This window comes from Marivirga tractuosa, assembly GCF_042140215.1.
Taxonomy (GTDB): Bacteria; Bacteroidota; Bacteroidia; order Cytophagales; family Cyclobacteriaceae; genus Marivirga; species Marivirga tractuosa_A.
This window is the reverse complement of the sequence record NZ_CP159478.1, coordinates 3,530,009-3,548,613: the sequence shown is the minus strand read 5'-3', so window position 1 is coordinate 3,548,613 and position 18,605 is coordinate 3,530,009. Positions and strand designations below refer to the sequence as shown.

Here is an 18,605-nt window from a genome sequence, read left to right as displayed (position 1 = left end):
CATTGTCTAATAGGCTCTAATTGATTTACCTACTCCCAATCATCAATTCTTATTCCAGTTGTAATTAAATCTTCATTAGCTGTCAGCTTGGCAGAAAAAATTTCTTTAAATTGCATGAACTGAAAAAATATCATATTATGAGAAGTACAGCCTTAATTTTCTTTGCCATTTTTTGTATTACAATTTTTAATTCATGCGAAACTTTAAAACAGGTAGCAAAGGATTATGATTTAGATCCCACACAATCTGGGCAATTAACGGAAAGGGAAGTAATTCAAGGATTAAAATCTGCTTTGGAAGTGGGTACTAAAGCTGGAGTGGATCAATTGGCCGCAACCAATGGTTATTTAAGGGATGAAGCAGTGAAAATTTTCTTGCCCTCAGAATTACAATCTGCTATTTCACAATTGAAATCTACCTCAGCTGGTAGAAAGGTTTATGATGAATTAATCAAAGACATTGAAGAAGATATGGTAGTCAGCTTGAATAGAGCTGCAGAAAAAGCTGTGGTAAAAGCCAAACCGATTTTTGTAAATGCCATCACTTCTATGACGGTTCAAGATGGATTCAATATTTTAAAGGGTACTGACAATGCTGCTACGACTTATTTGAGAGATAAAACTTTTAATCAACTGGTTAATGCATTCAAACCTGACATTAAAAATGTTCTGGACGACCCCATCGTATACAATAAAAGTAGTGAGCAATTATACAGTACTTTCGTAAAAACATACAATGATGTAGAAAGGAATGATTTCATAAATGCTTTAAAGCTTAGCCCAATTGATGAGAAGGATCTGGCTTCTTTTGTTACAGAACGTGCTTTAGATGGGATGTTTCAAAAAATTGCCTTGAAAGAAAAAGATATAAGGAAAAATCCTTCAGCTAGGATAAATGATATTTTGAAAAAGGTATTTGCTCAACAATAATTTATAGATTTGCAATGATTTTAAGAGCATTGAAGATATTTTTTTAAAAATGAGAAATATAAGATTTTTAGTATTCGTAGGCTTGTTCATTTTTTGTATGATTCACTGTTCAATTGAATCAAAAGCTCAGGATTATGGATTAAAAGGTGGCTTAGTAGTTTCTGGTTTGAATGGGCAGCAAAGAAATGATTTAAAACCTGGTCTACAATTAGGTGGGTATAAAAATTTTGGGGCTACAGAAAAGCTTTTTGTTCAGATGGAAGCCTTATTTACTCAGAAAGGTTCATGGAATTGGGATAGTGAAAATGTCAATAATATCAATCTATATTATTTTGATTTTGCCATCATGTTTGGAATCTTATTAGATGAAAAATTCACTGTAAATATAGGTATACAACCTTCAGTATTTTTAGGTGGTAATCATAAATATATATTGGATGGGCAAGAGCAAAACGATAATCTGATGGGACGAGTAAGCGCAATGGATTATGCCACTATTTTTGGTTTGGAATATGACTTAAATGAAAATTACACCATAGGCGGAAGGTTTAATTATAGCTTTGTTCCTTTACAGTCATATGAAAATGATTTTGCAGATAATAATGAACTTCCTTTTTCAGTATTATTTCAGTTTTATGGAAAGGTTAAATTTGAAAAAATGATAGAGATGATTAAAGGGAAGGAATAATTTTAATTAATAATTAATATTTAGGCTTTACTGCACCAATTCATCATTATTCCATTCACCTTCCAACTTCACATTTCCATCTTTATCATAAAGTGTGCCTTGACCATTTCTTTTGTCATTTTTCCATTGGCCTTCATATTTTTCACCAGTATTCCAATAATAGGTACCTTTTCCTTCTCTTTTATCATTCTGGTATTCCCCCACATATTTATGGCCATCAACCCATTTGTAGGTTCCTTTTCCATGTTTCATATTGTTTTTCCAATCACCATCGTAAACGCTATTGGAACTGTAATGGCCAACGCCCTCGCCATTGGCTTTGCCAAATTTCACTTCTCCGAAATAAGCTATTTTGGTGCCATTGGCATTATAGAATGTAAGACGCCCTAATTCAGCTTTATTTTGAATTTGAGTTTCTTTTTGGTCAATAGTCTTATTTAATGAAGTGATTTTATTATTTAATTCACTCTTGATTGAATCTATCTTCGCTTGGTAAGTTTCTTCAACTCCAGTTATTCTTTTATCCATTTCACGCTCCATATTTGCCATCTGTGAAGTACTCATACTTTGTGTGCTATCCAATTCTGAGCGTAAGGAGTTGAATCTTGCAATAGTAGCTTTCCTGCTTTTCATAAAGCTGTTATTATCTATGGAATCCGCTATTTCGAGATATATTTCCATTGCGTCATTATACTCGCCAGCAATGAAAAGTTCATCAGCCTTTGATTTTTGACGGTATAATTCACTTTGTTGCTCAAGATTTTTCAATTGCTCGGTCTTTTCACTAGCCTCTTCCTTAAAATGGTTTTTCCTTTTACTAATAAAGAAGATAGCAATAAGGCAACCCACAATAACTAGAGGTGCAACATAAAATGATAGTTTTTTGATTATATCCATATTAGGTTAATCTGAAAATTTGAGGGTTGGTATTTTTTGTTCTTCTTTTCTGAAATCTAATGAAATATAGGTACTTAATCTTAAAATCAATCTTCTTTTATATAAAGCAGGGTCATTTAAATTTTGCCCTGTCGTGTACATTAATCCTAAAGAGCTTGACACTCTAGGACTAGCAATATATCCAATATTCCCATATAATCTTAAGTCTTCAACAAAGCTTCCCACTATATTTTTTCCGCTCTGCATTATTAATTCCATACTAGGAGATACATAAAAGATTCCAGGCTTTAACTTTGTTCCATTGATCGGTATTTTCATATAAAAATTGTATCTCCAGCGGTTACCAAATTTGAATTCGTCATTGCTGATTGCTGCTCCTCTTTTCCAGCGATGTTCAATCCTGATTCGGTTATAAAGCATAAATCTGGGAAAGGGTAATACAAAGAGATATTGATGCCAAATTCGTGGTTCAATATATAATGGATCATATTCGGAATTGCCAGGCTGAGGAGTGAAATTTAATCTTAAAACACCTCCAACGGTAAAGTTGAAATTTGGAGAGACTACATAATTTAAACCATGTCTATTGTAAACTTGTGCCATTCTATCTACAAAAGGAGTGGTGGCTGTACTGCCTACTCTTCTGTAATGCATTTCCCCAGCCCAATAGAGTTTGTCCGATATCCTGAATTTATTATAAGAACTAAGCCATAAATTTGTGTTTAAGTCTTCAAATTCAGGTTCTAATTCCTGTGCTGAAATATTAAAGCAAGTGCCGAATAATATAATTAGTAAAAATTTTCTCATGCCCATTAAAAGCTTAATTCCATTTCTAATATTTCAGATGCTTTTTCAGGAGTCTTTGCCCTTTTCACTTTTCTCTCCTTTCTATTCGTATTGCTTTCGTTTAGCACATCAATCATTTCATCATATAAAATTTTGAAATTAGCCTGATAGGCTCTCATATTATCACAATTTAAATTTTGCATGTTTTGGAATATACCTGGCAATAGCAATTTATTAAAAGCTTTATAAATAGGAGGTTTTGATTTCTCCTCCATGTTTGTAAAAGTATAGGGGTTAAATACTTCCTTCGTATAGGCCTCATTTATTTTGTATATACTTTCTGGAGCTTTTTGTATGGTATAAATCAAATCTTCTGCTCTGCTAAAGCAATTGATTAATGGTTCTATAGCAGTAATTTTCTCTTCAGGAGTTGGAAGGTTGGAATAAACGGCTAGTTCTGCATCTGCAAAGTCTATTATGGCTTGAGCTACATCTATTCCAGCAAAATTATCATGTTCTCCTGTAATCAGCGAATCTGCTAGATATTTAGTGTTTTCATATTTTGCTAACATAGCCTCTTCCAATTCCACGAGTTTTTCTTCCTTTCTAATATCTTTCAAGAATCCCTTCAAATTTTCCTCTATTTGGTCTAATTCTTTGTCTAAAGCATCTAAAAAGTCTGCCAATTTAGATAAATTTGATTGTTTATTGTTATTAAGAAAACTTATATCGCTCTGGAATTGGTAATTTCCTGAAAGTGAATCTTTGTTAATGATATTACTTACAACTGATTCACTTTCAAGCTTGATTTTATATTGAACTAATTTATCTCTATCAAAAAATTTTAATTGCTCGTCCGCATGTAAGGATAAAATCTCTTCAGTGGGTTTTAAAAAATGCGTATTGATATGTTCCAACACATTTTTAAATTCTGATACCTTATTGGTTGACATGCTTGCAATATTAATTTGAGGGTTTTCTAATATTGTGTTAGTCTTTCTAAGGCTTATCTCGTATTTATTATTGATGGCATCTAGTAAATTTTCTTCCTCTTCACTCAGATTTGAAGCATTTAGTTTAGTTGAAATAGTGGGTTTAATATTTGATTTGGTGATGGGAGAAAAGGTTTTATCAACCAAATCTAAATTATCTAATAGCGTAAAAAATAAGTTGCTGATGTTATCTTCCTCCTTGTATTTTTCAAGTAGTACTTCATTACTTATTCTAGCTTTTAGTTCGATTATTTCCAAAAACTCATTATCCAACATAATTTCTACTTCTGATAAATTATCATTGTAGGGGTCGTTTATTTTGATTTCCTGTATTTCCGAATTAACATGAAGGCGCATTGCTATCAGTCTATTTGCTTCAAATACCCATTCTTTCAATAATTTTTGATCTCCTTTCTCATTTAATCTGTAGAATGACCATGTTTCTTGGGTGAGTTCATTTTCACCCAGCTCACCTTCTAAAAGGTCATCTTCAATTCTTAATTGGAATTTACCTTTAGCTTGATCATCCTCAAAATTAATGCTAGCGGTCAGAGTGGTGTCAGTAATTTCGGAGTCTCTAATCTGCCAATCATATAGCTTCCATAGTCCAATTTTTTTGCCCACCATGAATTTTCCTTCAGCCATAAATTCATTTCCATTTACATTATAGGAATAGGTGTAATCTTTATAATAACCATCACCAGTTGGCTCGAAAGAGCCTTCCGTCAATGTCCAGCTTTCATCAGCCCTGTTTTCTTTAAATTCGCCATCTACTGCGAGGTACTCATAAATATCCTCTTGATTTTCAAATTGCTGGGAGAGATTGAATTGACCGTTGTAAATAGTGTCCTCTCCACTTAAGTAGTATTCATATTTTGCAAGATACTTTGTATTGTCGATGGAGTAGGTACTGTCATAGCTTTGGATGTTTTGTCCATTTGAAATTGTTGCTTTGACTACAAAAATTATGAGGACAATAATAAGTCTATTTTGTTTTACCATTATTATAATTTAATCCCTGACTATTGGTTAATGAAATCATATTTTAAGGAAACAATCACGCCAACGAGAATATTTAATTTCACTAAGTTGGCAAATTTACTAAAATAGAATGTCAAATTTAAAAATTAACAGGAATCTTATGAATTGTGTAAAGCTTGAGGATTTAATATTTCGAGAAAGAATATATTCTGATATTTTATTTTATGGAATCAGACAATATTGATTGTAGACAAAACCAACAAATTATTGGTTTTGTCTACAAATTGTTGAATGAATCAATCGGGGAATTAGTTGGGTAGGAGAAGTGTTTTTAAATCTATTATTTTTTTTGAGCTAACCCTCTCGTCAACCACCCTCTTTTGTTAGCTGTAGCTATTGCGTAGGGTGTAATCCAAAAAAGACCGAAGGCATAAAACATACTGTAGGCATAGGCCCATAAGCATTCTGATATATCGTGTTTCTTTGCATAAAAAAATGCAGGAATACTTGAGAAAATCAGAATACTTACGAAAGAAGTTGTAATAAATAATAGAGGGTGAATGCTAATAAATATTAACATCAGTATTGTTGCTGGTATTGCGGTCAAAACTCTTACCCATTGATTTAGAAGTAAAAATCTAGAACCTAACTTAGATCCTTTTCTGAAATTCTTAAATGCAAATCTGCTCATCATGATATTTTCTCTTACATTACTTCTTTCCCATCGTGTATACATTTTTTGAAGGTTATTATAGTTTTCAGGAATATTAGTGAGCACATGCGCATTGCTTTGAAACTTAACGTCATAGCCTTGTTTTAAGATCATATTGGTCATCGCTCTATCTTCTCCTATATCTGTAGGTTTACCAAAAAAAGATTGATTGATCCAGTCGTTTAAACATCCCATAACCGCTTCTCTTCTGTAAGCAGCCAAAGCGCCAGGCGTGCAAAGAACTGTGCCTAAATTACTTTGAGCAGACCTAATGAATTCAAAGCTAAAGGCAAAGCTCACATTGAGCATTTTAGGGATAATAGCTTTTTTATTGTTTAACACTCTTACATTTCCTGCTACTGCCCCACAATTTTTATTTTCAACAAAAGGAGATACTAAATTTTTTAAAGTGTCAGGATTCACAATTGAATCACTATCGACTGTAATGAAAACTTCTCCTATCCCCATATTAAATGCACGATATAGAGCATGCCTTTTGCCCATATTTTTGGGTTGCTGCAATATTTCCACTCTATCACCCAATTCTGATTTGGCTTTTTTCATCCATTCCCAGGTATCATCCTTACTTCCATCATCAATCGAAATGATTTGCATTTTATCAGCAGGGTACTCACTAGCAGCTAGACTCTTTAAGGTTTTCCATACCAATTCCCCCTCATTGTAGGCAGGCACAATGATAGTACAGCTAGGGAGTAAATTTGGAGCAACCGCTTTAACAGCTTTGTATTTGAAATAATTAACTAAGATGAATAGGAAAAAAAGAAGTTTAAAACTTAATAATGATAAACTTGTAATGATGAATACGGTTCCCCAAACTGAATTTAATCTATTATCATGCAATATCTCCAACTCTGGTTGCAAATATAAAAATGAAATTAACCCACTTATTAGAAGAGATAAGGTAGCAATTAGAATAATTGCCCCAGAATATTGGGTGAAAAATCCTTTAATTATATTAACCAAGCTATCATATTCTGCATCTTTATTTTCAAACCTACCCTCTTTACTATCCATAAAGTGTGGTTGAATTGGAAATAAGAAGCTAAAGAAAGCGTTTTTTCTGTTTACGGAATTTACCTTTGAGTTTTGGTCTTTTGGTTTCATAATCTAAAAAGTTTTGTATTTAGAAAGCCAAAATTCATACCATTGCATTAATTAGTTTAAAAGGGCTATTTTAATGTTTTTATTATTTAATTATGTAGGATAAATCCACACTTTGTGTTTTTATTGGTCAATTTATGGCGTTTTGATTAAAAGGATATTCTCAAATCTTTCAATAATTGAGGCGGAAGTTTGTACTGTTTTGGAAAACACTTACTAATATATCCTCTTGATGGGATGGTTTTTGTTAGTTTCAGGATATTTAAAGTAATTATAGGAGAGAAATACATGTTTTCATCAAGAATAAAAGTTTTTATAGTCTTGCTTATCATAGGAATAAGCTCCTTTTCCCTGCTCTATTGGAGTTATCTTAATTACGTTAATATAAATGAATCTATAAAGGTTATAGCCGAGCCAAATGATAAAAGCAACAAGGTTAATAAGGTATTTCAGGAAATAATAGAGGCGGATAATTTCTTTCATACTTTTATTTTAACAGATGATAGCAATATGCTAAACTCTTATCATGAGAAGATGCAAATTGTAAAGAGTCACATTCAATCACTTGAAAGTGATTTTTTAAATGATAGTGTCCAACTCAAGAACTTAGATTCTTTAAATCGGATAGTTGAAGAAAAATCTGAGTATCTCAATATTATTTTGAGATTAAAAAAGGAGCAAAGCAATGCTTTTTTTACAAGCGAAGCCTTAAAACGTATTGGAAGGCAATTGCAAGATTCGGCTTTTATAGAAAAAGCATTATTAAGAAAGGAACGATTGGTTGCATCCTTAGATTCAGTTGAAAGACAAGAGATTATTAGAAAGCCAGATGACTTCAAAGGGATAAATGGTTTTTTCAGGAAATTATTTGGTAAGCCCAATATAGAAGTGGATACCATACGGACCATTGAAGAGCAAATTGATTATAGTTTAGAGTTATCTATTGATACAAGTATCGTCAGGGATTATTTCGTTGATACCACTTTAATTGCAGTTAAAGCAATTTTATTGGATGTTTTGACCGAAGAAATAGATTTACAATATCAGCTTAATGATGCAGAGCTTAAGTTGTATGAGCAAGATCAAAAACTGATTGATAACATAAAGATAATTGTAGGGGAAATTTTAGAACAGGAGCGTACTAAAAATGAGCGTAATTCTGTCATAGTTTTGGAAGAAACTAATCAAGCAACACAGCGAATTTTCATAATAGGTGGAGTAGGGATTTTATTAAGCGCAATTTTTCTTTTTTTAATTTCTCAGGACATCACAAAAGCCAACCAGCTGAGGAAAAACCTCCAACTTCAAAAAGAAAGGGCGCTTAATTTGGCGCAAGCTAAAGAGGGGTTTTTAGCTAAAATGAGCCATGAAATCAGAACCCCTCTTCATAATATTATGGGCTTCACACATTTACTCTCTAAAGCTGAGATGCGTGATAACGAAAAGGAATATATAGCAGCTATCTCTCAATCAAATCGTTATTTAAGTGAATTGATAGATAATATTTTAGAAAAGTCTAAAATAGATGCTGGTAATTTTAAAATAGAGAAAACAGCAGTTCACATCCCTTATTTAGCCAATGAACTTCATCAAGTTTTCAAGTATAAATTTTTAGAGAAATCGCTTCAATTTGAAATAGAGGTAGATGATAAACTTAAGGAAAATTCAGTATGGGTTGATAGTTTGAAATTGAAGCAAGTCCTCATCAATTTGATTGGGAATGCGGTGAAATTTACAGAATCAGGATACGTAAAAATAATATTTTACCTAGAGTCATTAAATGAAAGCAAGCAAGAATTACATATAGTTGTTGAGGATACTGGTAAGGGGATAACAGATATTGAGAAGGAGCTTGTCTTCAAACAGTTTGAGCAAGGTGAACATGCCAAATCAAGCAGTTTAACTGGCTCTGGTTTGGGATTGACCATAAGTAAAGATATAATTGAAGCTTTCGGTGGCGAAATTAAGGTTGAAAGTGTTCCAGAAGCAGGAACTCGTTTTCATTTATTTTTTCCAGTTCATATTGATAGTGGAATTGAAAAAGTCGAACAACAAGGGGAAGTTTATAGCAATGAAATTTCAAATGGAAAATATGATATCCATTTACTTTTAGTGGAAGATGATCCCTGGAATGCAAAATTAATGATCAACATTTTGAAAGATTGTGTGTATGATTTTAAAGTTTGTATTAACGCTGAGGAAGCTTTAGATTATTTAAAATCAACAAAAAAAGAAGTGGATTTTATTATGACTGACATTAGTTTACCTGGTATGAATGGGGTCCAGTTTTTTAAGTTGATAAGGAAATTAGGCTATGAAATGCCAGTAGCTGCAGTAACTGCACATGTTTTGAAAAATAAAGAAGGAGAGGTGTTGTCAAAAGGGTTCTCAGATGTAATCATTAAACCATTCAAACCCATTGATATTCTAAGTCTTTTAGGTCAATATTTCAATAAGGTTGAAGTTGTGAAAACGGAAAAAACTCCTAAATATCAAGGCTTATGGGCTTTTGCAGGAAAAGATCAAGCCAATTATGACAAATTATTATCAGATTTTAAGCAGTCTCTAGATGAAAAATTAAAGGGGTTTGAGCAAGCAATCAGTCAAAAGGATGCTGAAAATCTTTCAACTTTAGCACATCAAATGAAATCTGCTTTTGAACAAATCAATCTGGAAGATTATAGTGAGATTTTTCAAAGCATAGAAGTTTATGTGGGACTTAATAATTATGAAAGGGCTTTTGAAGAAGCAGAAAGTCTACTGCCAAAATTAAAACAAGTAGTGGAAGGTATTGAATAGTTTAATAATCTATATTATATGATTTGATCTTCTTATATAAAGTTGTTCGGTCAATATTCAATGCTTTTGCGGCTTTCGATTTGTTGTATTTGTGTTGAATAAGGGCTTGTTTAATAGCCTCCTTTTCTTGATTTTCCTGAATTTCCTTCAAATCTAAACCAGAATTTTGAGTAGGTTTCGTATCTTCTTCTGAAGATTTAGAGTTGAGTTCTTGTTTTTGATTAAACCCAACAGGTAAATGCTGTACATCAATTGTAGGTGCATCGGATAATAATACAGCTCTTTTAATGATATTTTTTAGCTCTCTTAGGTTTCCTGGCCATGTATAATCTTGAAAAATTTCAAGTACATCTTCCGAAATTTGATTTACCTCTTTTCCTAATTCCTCACTTGCTTCTTTCAAGAAAAAATCAAGAAACTCTCCTAAATCATCCATTCTTTCTTTTAAAGAAGGAACGTAGATTTCGAATTCATTAATTCTATGATATAAATCATTCCTAAAAGCATCTTGCTGTATGTTTCCTGATAATTTTTCATTTGTGGCGGCAATTATCCTTACATCAATTTCTATTTCTTTATCACCGCCTATTTTCCGAATTACTTTTTCTTGCAATGCCCTTAAAAGTTGAGTTTGAACCTCATAAGGTAAATTACCAATTTCATCCAAGAATAGTGTGCCACCATTGGCTAATTCAAATTGCCCTTTTCTATCTGTTAGCGCACCTGTAAATGCCCCTTTTTCATGCCCGAAAAATTCACTAGCAGCTAAATCTTTTGATAAAACACCGCAATCCATGGCTATAAAAGGCTGATCAGCTCTTTTACTTAATTCGTGTATTTTTTTTGCTACGTATTCTTTGCCCGTCCCACTTTCTCCCAAAATCAAAACACTCATTTTCGTTGGAGCAACAATGTTCACCTGCTTCCATAATTCCAGGCTATGGGGATTATTTCCTATTATATATTGTTTATTTTGAGTGAACGCTTTATTTGGTTTTGTATCTGAGTTTTTGGGTTTGGATTTAGATTCAAGAGCCTTTTCAATAGTCTTAAGTAATTCATCAGGGTTAACTGGCTTATTCACAAATTCGAACGCTCCTAATTTTATGGATTGAACGGCTGTTCTTATATCTGCATAGTTAGTGATCAGAATTACTGGAGTCTGAGACTGGTCTTTTTTTATTACTTCTATTAGTTCTAATCCATTCATTTTGGGTAACCTAAAGTCGGTTAGCACCAAATCAAAAGCATGTTTTTTTAATAATTCTAAAGCTGATTGAGCTGAGTGAGCAGATTCAACTTCATAATTATTTCTTAGTAGGTAATTGCAGAGCATCTCATTAAATGAGGGGTCATCGTCCACTATTAATAGTTTTTTGCCTTTATTCATATTACCTCTTATGATAATTGTAATGGTTCGATTTTTTAGTAGTCTTTAAATATCAAATTGATTTCTTATCTAACAGAAAATAATTTGATACTAATTTCTACACTTAGTTTAGTGATTTCTTTAATCCCTTATGCAGTAGACCTCAAAATAAGGACATACATCGTTTACAGTAAAAAGTAATTGTATTGGGTTAAAGATTAAAAATTAAACAAACAAGATTATGTAATAATTTCAAAAATTTAATCTAAACCATACTGAAGTCAAAAGGATTAAATATAAATTATCTTAACCTATCCATAGATCGTACCAATCTTTCATCTTTTCTAATAAAACGGACAGCAAGCGAATTAAACACTAAAGCTATAACTGGTAAGAATAAACCATAACTATAAGTGCCTTGTATACCAGGTAATATATTGCCTTCTGCCTGAGTGAACCAGTATGCAGAAAGTCCCAATGCCGTTCCAATTAAGAGGGAATTCAAAGTGGAAAGCATAATTTGGCGCATTCTCTTTTTGTACATTCCAATGGCAATAAAAGCTACGCAAACAGACAAAATTCCTAATATACCAGGAACTACATAAGGATTGAATTCATTTTTCACACCTTCTTCAGGAGTAATAACGGTTTCAAGGTAAAAAGCGGTTAAAGTGTAAGATGCTCCAGAGTTAGTATCCACTTTTTGCCATAGTGGCGCAAATAAAAATACCAGCATAGCTAATCCTACAATTAATAAAAATATGGTTTGAATTCTTTGAATCATCGAAAAGTGCTTTTTGTATTTTGCAAATATACGTTAAAAATCACTTTCATTAAATGAGATGGGAGATAAAAATGGGTTTTGAAGATTAATAATTGATTATTTTCTTGAAGGTTAAAAATATACTATGATTTGAACCCAATTAATAATTGGGTCCTTAATAAATTCATAAAAGAATGCGTTTTAAAGGATTTTATAAGATAGTCATTATTCATTTTTAATTTGAACACGTAAATACACACTTTAACGAACATTATTCATGAAAAGTTAATTAAAAATGGTAATAATTAATTTAAAATAACTTAATCCTAATTAATACAAGGTTATAGTATTGTACTTTTATACTTTATGATTCTTAATATAAATCTTTTTATACGTTTATATTTATTATATTTGTACGTATAATATAGAAATTATGGACACAAAATTGACCTTAAAACTCGATCAGGAAGTAATAGAAAAGGCGAAAAAATATGCTGCTGAGAAGAAAATAAGTCTTTCACGGATGGTGGAGTATTACTTAAAATCATTAACTGTAGAAGAAAACAATGATGATTTTGAAATTTCTCCATTCGTTAAGAGTATAAGCACTGGGAAAAGTATTCCAGCTGATGTGGATTACAAAAAGGAATATTCAGATTATCTAATCGAAAAATATAAATGAAGGACAAGCTTTTTATTGATACTAATGTAATGTTAGATTTTCTTGGTGAAAGATATCCTTTTTATGATTCCGTAGCAAGACTTGCAACATTAGCTGATATAGGACAGTTGACAATGGTAGTTTCACCAACCTCTTTTGCTACGGTAAATTATTTAATTTCAAAATATGAATCACCCCAAGTTGCTAAGGAAAAACTTAGGAAATTTAAAATTTTAAGTGAAGTATGTATTCTGGATGAACATACAATTGAAAAAGGATTAAACTCATCTTTTAAAGATTTTGAAAATTCGCTTCAATATTTTGGCGCAATTGACTCTGAATGTAATATTATAATTACTAGAAATGGAAAGGATTTCAAGGAGTCTTTAATTCCAGTCATGACTGCTGATGAATATTTAAATAGTATTAGAAATAAATAAAATTCCTCATGGTTTCATTTTCAAATCACTTTTAGCCGTTCACCAATTTCAATTATTCAACCCCTTTGTAACTTCTGTTACTATCCTATAAATTGAAAGTCCGTTACTTAGCATTGTAATTCAAAAAAGAAGATACAAATGAAAAATTCAAATAAAACAATAATTGACGTAAGGTCAGAAGGAGAATTTGCAATGGGACATGCACAAGATGCACTCAATATCCCTTTAAATGAAGTAGAAGCTAGAGCTGAAGAAATTGCGAAAACAGAGGGAGAAATTATTTTGTGCTGCGCTTCAGGAAACAGAAGTGGAATGGCACAACAAATTTTACAATCAAAAGGAATTAATTGCCATAATGGAGGTTCTTGGTTTGCAGCAGAAAATTATGCAATGGCCTTATGAGTTTCTTAAGAAAATTATTCGGATTAGGCCCATCAGTTGACTTGAAAGCAGTAGCAGCAGAAGGGGCTATCATTTTAGATGTGAGAACGAAGGGAGAATTCCAAGGCGGGCATATTAAAAATGCGATGAACATTCCTGTGGAAAGCTTAGATTCAAATCTATCTAAATTGAAAAATAAAGATAAAGCTATCATCACTTGCTGTGCTTCAGGAATGAGAAGTGGCACAGCCAAGAGTATTTTAAAATCAAAGGGCTATGAAAAAGTGTATAATGGTGGAGCCTGGACTTCACTGAATAGAAAAATAGCATGATCAATACCATATTACATACCCCCTGGACTTTTATGCGCTGGCTCAGGTTGGCAATAGGCTTATATCTAGTATTCGTAGGGATAACTGAGTCTGATGTTTTCGCAGGAGGCATAGGAGCGCTGTTTTCCATTTTGGCTTTGCTTAATCAAGGTTGCGGTGGAGGAAGTTGCTCCAGTGGAAACTGCGATATTCCGAAAAAATAGAATGTAAAGAAAGCCGGTTAATGCCGGCTTTTTTTAATTTTAGCGTTTGAAGTTTAATTTAAATTAGATTATATCTTAACCACTTAACTAACATGCAAAGATTATTCATACTACTTCTAATCGCCCATTTAATTGCCTGTTCACCATCAAACAATAAAGAATCCTCTTGGCTCAAATATGCTGGAGGCAGAGATATCATGATGCAAGAGCAAGATTTTTCTGCTAAAGCGGATTTAGACAGCCTGAAAGATAAAAAAGGATTAATGGCTTTAGGGCCAATTGAAGATCTGAAGGGCGAGATCACAATTTTTGATGGTACGGTTTATACGGGTACTATTGAAAATAATCAAGCGGTTTACAGAAAAGATTCTGTAGTGAAAGCGGTTTTTTTAGCTTACGGAAGTGCTGATTTATATAGTGCTGTGCAAGTTGAAGAACCAATAAAAGGACTCAAAAAGATTGAAGATTTCATTCGTAAAAAAGCAATTGAAAATGGTTTAGATCATGAAAAGTCTTTTCCTTTTTATATGGAAGCTCAGATTGAAGATTTGGATTATCATATCATGTTTAAAGAAGGAGCAGGTATGCACGGACATCAAGCTCATAAAAAAGCGAAAAGAAAATTTAAGCTTGATAATTCTAATGTGAAAATAGTGGGTGTGTGGGCTAATAGTCAAGAAGAAGGGATTTATACCCACAATGGCAGTCGAATTCATCTTCATTTTATAAATGAGGAAACCTTAGCTTCAGGTCATATTGATGATGTTCAACTATTAGTGGGGAGTAAACTTTTTTTACCTCAAAATTAATTAAATAATGAAGACTAGCTTCTTAAAGCTAGTCTCTAAAATCTAAGAAATGAAAGAATTTTGGAATGAACGATATGCGCAACAGGAATTTATTTATGGTACTGAACCGAATGAATTTTTGCGAGAAATTTTAAAACTCTTACCCATTGGAAGAATTATCTTACCCTGCGATGGAGAAGGTAGAAATGCAGTTTTTGCAGCCAAACTAGGCTGGGAAGTTAATGCCTTTGATTTTAGTCCTTCCGCTAAAGAAAAAGCAAGCACTCTTGCCAAACAAGAAAAGGTAAATCCTGTTTTTGAGGTAGCTGATATTGTTGAAAAAGAATTTAAAGACAATACCGCTGATGTCGTGGCTTTGATTTATGCCCATTTTCCGGAAGGTTTAAGAAAAATTGCACATCAGAAGGCTATCAAATGGTTAAAGCCAGGCGGGAAATTGGTATTGGAAGCCTTTAATCCTAAACAATTAGATAATTCTTCGGGCGGTCCTAAAAATATTGAAATGCTTTACACAGAGGAAATGCTTCGTGAAGATTTTAAAGAATTGAAAATAGAATACCTGCAAGTACTGGAAACTAACCTATCAGAAGGAGAATTTCACAAAGGGAAAGCAGATATACTCAGATTGATTGCAAAAAAGTAATGTTTCATTTACTGTTTTCATTAAGCTTTATTAATCTAATTGTGTTTAATTGATAATTATTGATTTTATCTATTATGCAATTTATAAAATCGTCAAAATTGATTGTAGGTACATCTAATTTATATTCTATTTTTGCTCAAATTAATTTTTTTAATAAAACATATATGAAAAGACTAACTACTATATTATGGATTTTCCTCATTGGATTCATGTTTACAGCATGCCAAAATGATGGAGAGAAATCTGCAGAGGCAGACGGCTATTCCGGAGCTACTAAAAAAAGTAGATCGGCTATGAAAGCAAGCCAGTTAAATGACTGGTGGCCTAACAGATTAGACTTGAGTATTTTAAGACAGAATTCCGATATGTCAACTCCTATGCAAGAGGATTTTGACTACAAGGAAGCCTTTTCCAGTCTTGATTACTATGCATTGAAAGAGGACATTGCTAAAACGTTAAAAGACTCAAAAGATTGGTGGCCTGCTGATTATGGGCATTACGGACCTTTTATGATTCGTATGGCTTGGCATAGCGCAGGAACTTATAGAACCGGAGATGGTAGAGGGGGTTCTCGCTCTGGTCAGCAGAGATTTGCGCCTATCAATAGCTGGCCAGATAATGCGAATTTGGACAAAGCCAGAAGAATATTGTGGCCAATTAAACAAAAATATGGTAACAAAATTTCTTGGGCTGATTTGATGATTTTAACTGGAAATGTTGCCCTAGAAGATATGGGCTTTAAAACCATCGGATTTGCAGGGGGTAGAGAAGATGTTTACGAGCCAGAACTGGATGTTTATTGGGGCTCTGAGGAAAAATGGCTGAGTGATGAAGAACGTTATTCTGGAGATAGAGATTTAGAAGATCCTTTAGCAGCAGTTCAAATGGGCTTAATTTATGTAAACCCAGAAGGTCCCAATGGAAATCCTGATCCAATAGCAGCCGCTCATGATATTAGAGAGACTTTCGGCAGAATGGGTATGAATGATGAAGAAACCGTAGCTTTGATAGCGGGTGGTCATACATTAGGAAAGGCTCATGGAGCAGGTCCGGCTGACAATGTAGGAAAAGCCCCAGCCGCTGCTGATATGGAGGAGCAGGGATTTGGATGGAAAAGCACTTACAAATCAGGAAAAGGAAAAGATGCCATTACTTCTGGTTTGGAAGTTACATGGACTAATACCCCAGCAAAATGGAGTCATGGTTATTTGATGAGTTTGTTTGAGAACGAATGGGAATTAACCAAAAGCCCTGCAGGTGCTCATCAGTGGGTAGCAAAAGACCCTAAAGTTATGGTGCCAGATGCTTTTGATTCAACTAAAAAGCATAAACCCACTATGTTTACTACGGATTTATCTCTTAGAGAAGATCCTGAATATGCTAAGATCTCTCGCAAATTTTTAGAGAATCCTGCCTTATTCAATGATGCATTTGCAAAAGCTTGGTTTAAATTAACTCACAGAGATATGGGACCTAATACTACTTATTTAGGACCTGAATATCCAAAAGAGGATTTCATTTGGCAAGATCCAATCCCAGCGGTTGATCACCCATTAGTAAACGCTAATGATATCACTAAACTAAAATCTCAAATTTTGAATTCAGATTTGAGCATTAGCGAGATGGTTTCAACAGCATGGGCTTCTGCATCTACCTATAGAAATTCTGATAGAAGAGGAGGGGCAAATGGCGCACACATTCAGTTAGCACCAATGAAAGATTGGGAAGTAAACAATCCAGCACAATTGCAAAAAGTGTTGAAAACTTACCAAGATATTCAAGCAGATTTTCATAAAACTTCCGGTAATAGAAAAATTTCAATGGCGGATATGATTGTTTTAGGTGGTGCTGCTGCAGTAGAACAAGCAGCTCAAAATGCTGGCTATAGCGTGAAAGTACCTTTTACTCCTGGCAGAATGGATGCTAAACAAGAGCAAGTAGATATTGAGTCTATGAACTTATTAGAGCCTATGGCCGATGGTTTCAGAAACTATTTAAAAACTAGATATTCTGTTTCTACTGAAGAATTATTAGTGGATAAAGCTCAACTATTGACTTTAACACCACCAGAAATGACGGTTTTAATTGGTGGGATGAGAGCATTAGGGGCTAATTATGATGGTTCTGAGCACGGCATTTTTTCTGATAAGAAAGAGCAGTTGACTAATGATTTCTTCGTGAATTTATTAGATATGAGCACTGAATGGGAAGCTACTGACGATACTAAAGAGCAATTTATCGGAAAAGATAGAAACTCGGGTGAGCAAAAATATACAGCTACTAGAGCAGATCTAGTTTTCGGTTCTCATTCTGAATTAAGAGCTTTAGCGGAAGTGTATGCACAAGCTGATTCAAAAGAAATGTTCGTGAATGATTTTGTAGCGGCTTGGGATAAAGTGATGAAGTTGGACAGGTTTGATTTAATATATCAATAACAGATCAATATAAATTTCAAATTGAAAAGCCAGGCTAAAAAGTCTGGCTTTTCTTATATTCGGCCAATATTGTTAATTCCAAAATTACTATGTTTCAAAAAATAATCATAGCCTCTAAAAACCCAGTTAAAATTGAAGCTACTCAGGCAGGATTTCACAGAATGTTTAAAAATGAAAGCTTCGTTTTTGAAGGCATTTCAGTCCCTTCTGAGGTAAGAGATCAACCGATGTCGAACAAAGAAACTTTAGACGGAGCTCGAAACCGAGCAAAGAATGCAAAAGATCAGTTTCCAAATGCTGAATATTGGGTTGGTATTGAAGGCGGAATCCATGATGATGTTTTCGGCATGCAGGCTTTTGCTTGGATAGTCATCCTTTCAAATGAAAAATTAAGCCAAGCACAAACAGCAATATTTTACCTTCCTGAACCTATAGCTAATATGGTGAGGGGAGGAGTAGAGCTCGGGGCAGCAGATGATCAGTATTTCGGACGGTCAAACTCTAAGCAAAAAGATGGAGCAGTTGGTATTTTAACCAAAGGAGAAATTGACAGAAAGGCTTATTATGAACATGCTATGGTTATGGCTTTGATTCCTTTTAGGAAGGAAAATTAACTCGTTAGTTGCATTTTTTAAATTGCTTATATATTTTGCCAGAAAAAAC

18 protein-coding genes are annotated in these 18,605 nt (G+C 33.3%); 12 read left to right on the top strand and 6 right to left on the bottom strand.

What is annotated here, in order from left to right; translation table 11 throughout:
• Window positions 1–137: 137 nt before the first annotated feature.
• Window positions 138–929, top strand: a complete 792-nt coding sequence (locus ABWH96_RS15895) for a DUF4197 domain-containing protein (RefSeq protein WP_375578495.1) — start codon at window positions 138–140, stop codon at window positions 927–929.
• A gap of 49 nt (window positions 930–978) precedes the next feature.
• Complete coding sequence (locus ABWH96_RS15890) at window positions 979–1,617, top strand: outer membrane beta-barrel protein (RefSeq protein ID WP_375578494.1); 639 nt, start codon at window positions 979–981, stop codon at window positions 1,615–1,617.
• 27 nt (window positions 1,618–1,644) lie between these two features.
• Here the strand turns inward: ABWH96_RS15890 and ABWH96_RS15885 are convergent, their stop codons facing one another.
• The 4 genes from ABWH96_RS15885 to ABWH96_RS15870 form a co-directional block, all read right to left on the bottom strand.
• Window positions 1,645–2,514, bottom strand: coding sequence for a hypothetical protein (locus tag ABWH96_RS15885; protein WP_375578493.1), 870 nt, complete (start codon window positions 2,512–2,514; stop codon window positions 1,645–1,647).
• 6 nt (window positions 2,515–2,520) lie between these two features.
• Complete coding sequence (locus ABWH96_RS15880) at window positions 2,521–3,321, bottom strand: DUF2490 domain-containing protein (protein ID WP_375578492.1); 801 nt, start codon at window positions 3,319–3,321, stop codon at window positions 2,521–2,523.
• 5 nt (window positions 3,322–3,326) lie between these two features.
• A complete protein-coding gene (locus tag ABWH96_RS15875; RefSeq protein ID WP_375578491.1) occupies window positions 3,327–5,294 on the bottom strand; it encodes a hypothetical protein in 1,968 nt (655 codons plus the stop codon).
• A 319-nt stretch (window positions 5,295–5,613) separates the two neighbouring features.
• Window positions 5,614–7,110 (bottom strand): glycosyltransferase, encoded by a 1,497-nt coding sequence (locus ABWH96_RS15870; RefSeq protein ID WP_375578490.1) that lies wholly within the window; start codon window positions 7,108–7,110, stop codon window positions 5,614–5,616.
• 285 nt (window positions 7,111–7,395) lie between these two features.
• On the opposite strand from ABWH96_RS15870, the gene ABWH96_RS15865 reads away from it, so the two are divergent.
• Entirely contained in the window at window positions 7,396–9,906 is a 2,511-nt protein-coding gene (locus ABWH96_RS15865; protein WP_375578489.1) for an ATP-binding protein, read from the top strand.
• A gap of 1 nt (window position 9,907) precedes the next feature.
• Here the strand turns inward: ABWH96_RS15865 and ABWH96_RS15860 are convergent, their stop codons facing one another.
• Complete coding sequence (locus ABWH96_RS15860) at window positions 9,908–11,296, bottom strand: sigma-54-dependent transcriptional regulator (protein ID WP_375578488.1); 1,389 nt, start codon at window positions 11,294–11,296, stop codon at window positions 9,908–9,910.
• Window positions 11,297–11,576: 280 nt separating this feature from the next.
• Window positions 11,577–12,059: a DUF4293 domain-containing protein gene (locus ABWH96_RS15855; RefSeq protein WP_375578487.1), complete on the bottom strand. Its 483-nt coding sequence runs from the start codon at window positions 12,057–12,059 to the stop codon at window positions 11,577–11,579.
• Between the two features lie 412 nt (window positions 12,060–12,471).
• On the opposite strand from ABWH96_RS15855, the gene ABWH96_RS15850 reads away from it, so the two are divergent.
• The 9 genes from ABWH96_RS15850 to yjjX all read left to right on the top strand — a co-directional run bounded on the left by ABWH96_RS15850 (window position 12,472) and on the right by yjjX (window position 18,556).
• The gene (locus ABWH96_RS15850; protein WP_375578486.1) at window positions 12,472–12,720 is read left to right on the top strand and encodes a DUF6364 family protein; all 249 of its coding nucleotides are present in this window, start codon (window positions 12,472–12,474) and stop codon (window positions 12,718–12,720) included.
• Window positions 12,717–13,139, top strand: coding sequence for a type II toxin-antitoxin system VapC family toxin (locus ABWH96_RS15845; protein ID WP_375578485.1), 423 nt, complete (start codon window positions 12,717–12,719; stop codon window positions 13,137–13,139). The genes ABWH96_RS15850 and ABWH96_RS15845 overlap by 4 nt, the downstream gene beginning before the upstream one ends.
• A 138-nt stretch (window positions 13,140–13,277) precedes the next feature.
• The gene (locus tag ABWH96_RS15840) at window positions 13,278–13,541 is read left to right on the top strand and encodes a rhodanese-like domain-containing protein (RefSeq protein ID WP_375578484.1); all 264 of its coding nucleotides are present in this window, start codon (window positions 13,278–13,280) and stop codon (window positions 13,539–13,541) included.
• Window positions 13,538–13,852: a rhodanese-like domain-containing protein gene (locus tag ABWH96_RS15835; protein WP_375578483.1), complete on the top strand. Its 315-nt coding sequence runs from the start codon at window positions 13,538–13,540 to the stop codon at window positions 13,850–13,852. The genes ABWH96_RS15840 and ABWH96_RS15835 overlap by 4 nt, the downstream gene beginning before the upstream one ends.
• Window positions 13,849–14,055: a hypothetical protein gene (locus ABWH96_RS15830; RefSeq protein ID WP_375578482.1), complete on the top strand. Its 207-nt coding sequence runs from the start codon at window positions 13,849–13,851 to the stop codon at window positions 14,053–14,055. Before ABWH96_RS15835 ends, ABWH96_RS15830 begins: the two co-directional genes overlap by 4 nt.
• A 92-nt stretch (window positions 14,056–14,147) precedes the next feature.
• Entirely contained in the window at window positions 14,148–14,864 is a 717-nt protein-coding gene (locus ABWH96_RS15825) for an acetolactate decarboxylase (protein ID WP_375578481.1), read from the top strand.
• Window positions 14,865–14,913: 49 nt separating this feature from the next.
• Complete coding sequence (locus ABWH96_RS15820) at window positions 14,914–15,507, top strand: class I SAM-dependent methyltransferase (protein ID WP_375578480.1); 594 nt, start codon at window positions 14,914–14,916, stop codon at window positions 15,505–15,507.
• Window positions 15,508–15,716: 209 nt separating this feature from the next.
• On the top strand, window positions 15,717–17,942 hold the full coding sequence (gene katG, locus ABWH96_RS15815) for a catalase/peroxidase HPI (RefSeq protein ID WP_375581493.1): 2,226 nt from the start codon (window positions 15,717–15,719) through the stop codon (window positions 17,940–17,942).
• Window positions 17,943–18,031: 89 nt separating this feature from the next.
• Window positions 18,032–18,556, top strand: coding sequence for an inosine/xanthosine triphosphatase (gene yjjX / locus ABWH96_RS15810; RefSeq protein WP_375578479.1), 525 nt, complete (start codon window positions 18,032–18,034; stop codon window positions 18,554–18,556).
• Window positions 18,557–18,605 lie beyond the last annotated feature (49 nt).

What these genes read in the sequence shown, in the direction of transcription:
- ABWH96_RS15895 (WP_375578495.1), top strand. Translation starts at nt 138, where the DNA reads ATGAGAAGTACAGCCTTAATTTTCTTTGCCATTTTTTGTATTACAATT.
- ABWH96_RS15890 (WP_375578494.1), top strand. Translation starts at nt 979, where the DNA reads ATGAGAAATATAAGATTTTTAGTATTCGTAGGCTTGTTCATTTTTTGT.
- ABWH96_RS15885 (WP_375578493.1), bottom strand. Translation starts at nt 2,514, where the DNA reads ATGGATATAATCAAAAAACTATCATTTTATGTTGCACCTCTAGTTATT.
- ABWH96_RS15880 (WP_375578492.1), bottom strand. Translation starts at nt 3,321, where the DNA reads ATGAGAAAATTTTTACTAATTATATTATTCGGCACTTGCTTTAATATT.
- ABWH96_RS15875 (WP_375578491.1), bottom strand. Translation starts at nt 5,294, where the DNA reads ATGGTAAAACAAAATAGACTTATTATTGTCCTCATAATTTTTGTAGTC.
- ABWH96_RS15870 (WP_375578490.1), bottom strand. Translation starts at nt 7,110, where the DNA reads ATGAAACCAAAAGACCAAAACTCAAAGGTAAATTCCGTAAACAGAAAA.
- ABWH96_RS15865 (WP_375578489.1), top strand. Translation starts at nt 7,396, where the DNA reads ATGTTTTCATCAAGAATAAAAGTTTTTATAGTCTTGCTTATCATAGGA.
- ABWH96_RS15860 (WP_375578488.1), bottom strand. Translation starts at nt 11,296, where the DNA reads ATGAATAAAGGCAAAAAACTATTAATAGTGGACGATGACCCCTCATTT.
- ABWH96_RS15855 (WP_375578487.1), bottom strand. Translation starts at nt 12,059, where the DNA reads ATGATTCAAAGAATTCAAACCATATTTTTATTAATTGTAGGATTAGCT.
- ABWH96_RS15850 (WP_375578486.1), top strand. Translation starts at nt 12,472, where the DNA reads ATGGACACAAAATTGACCTTAAAACTCGATCAGGAAGTAATAGAAAAG.
- ABWH96_RS15845 (WP_375578485.1), top strand. Translation starts at nt 12,717, where the DNA reads ATGAAGGACAAGCTTTTTATTGATACTAATGTAATGTTAGATTTTCTT.
- ABWH96_RS15840 (WP_375578484.1), top strand. Translation starts at nt 13,278, where the DNA reads ATGAAAAATTCAAATAAAACAATAATTGACGTAAGGTCAGAAGGAGAA.
- ABWH96_RS15835 (WP_375578483.1), top strand. Translation starts at nt 13,538, where the DNA reads ATGAGTTTCTTAAGAAAATTATTCGGATTAGGCCCATCAGTTGACTTG.
- ABWH96_RS15830 (WP_375578482.1), top strand. Translation starts at nt 13,849, where the DNA reads ATGATCAATACCATATTACATACCCCCTGGACTTTTATGCGCTGGCTC.
- ABWH96_RS15825 (WP_375578481.1), top strand. Translation starts at nt 14,148, where the DNA reads ATGCAAAGATTATTCATACTACTTCTAATCGCCCATTTAATTGCCTGT.
- ABWH96_RS15820 (WP_375578480.1), top strand. Translation starts at nt 14,914, where the DNA reads ATGAAAGAATTTTGGAATGAACGATATGCGCAACAGGAATTTATTTAT.
- katG (WP_375581493.1), top strand. Translation starts at nt 15,717, where the DNA reads ATGTTTACAGCATGCCAAAATGATGGAGAGAAATCTGCAGAGGCAGAC.
- yjjX (WP_375578479.1), top strand. Translation starts at nt 18,032, where the DNA reads ATGTTTCAAAAAATAATCATAGCCTCTAAAAACCCAGTTAAAATTGAA.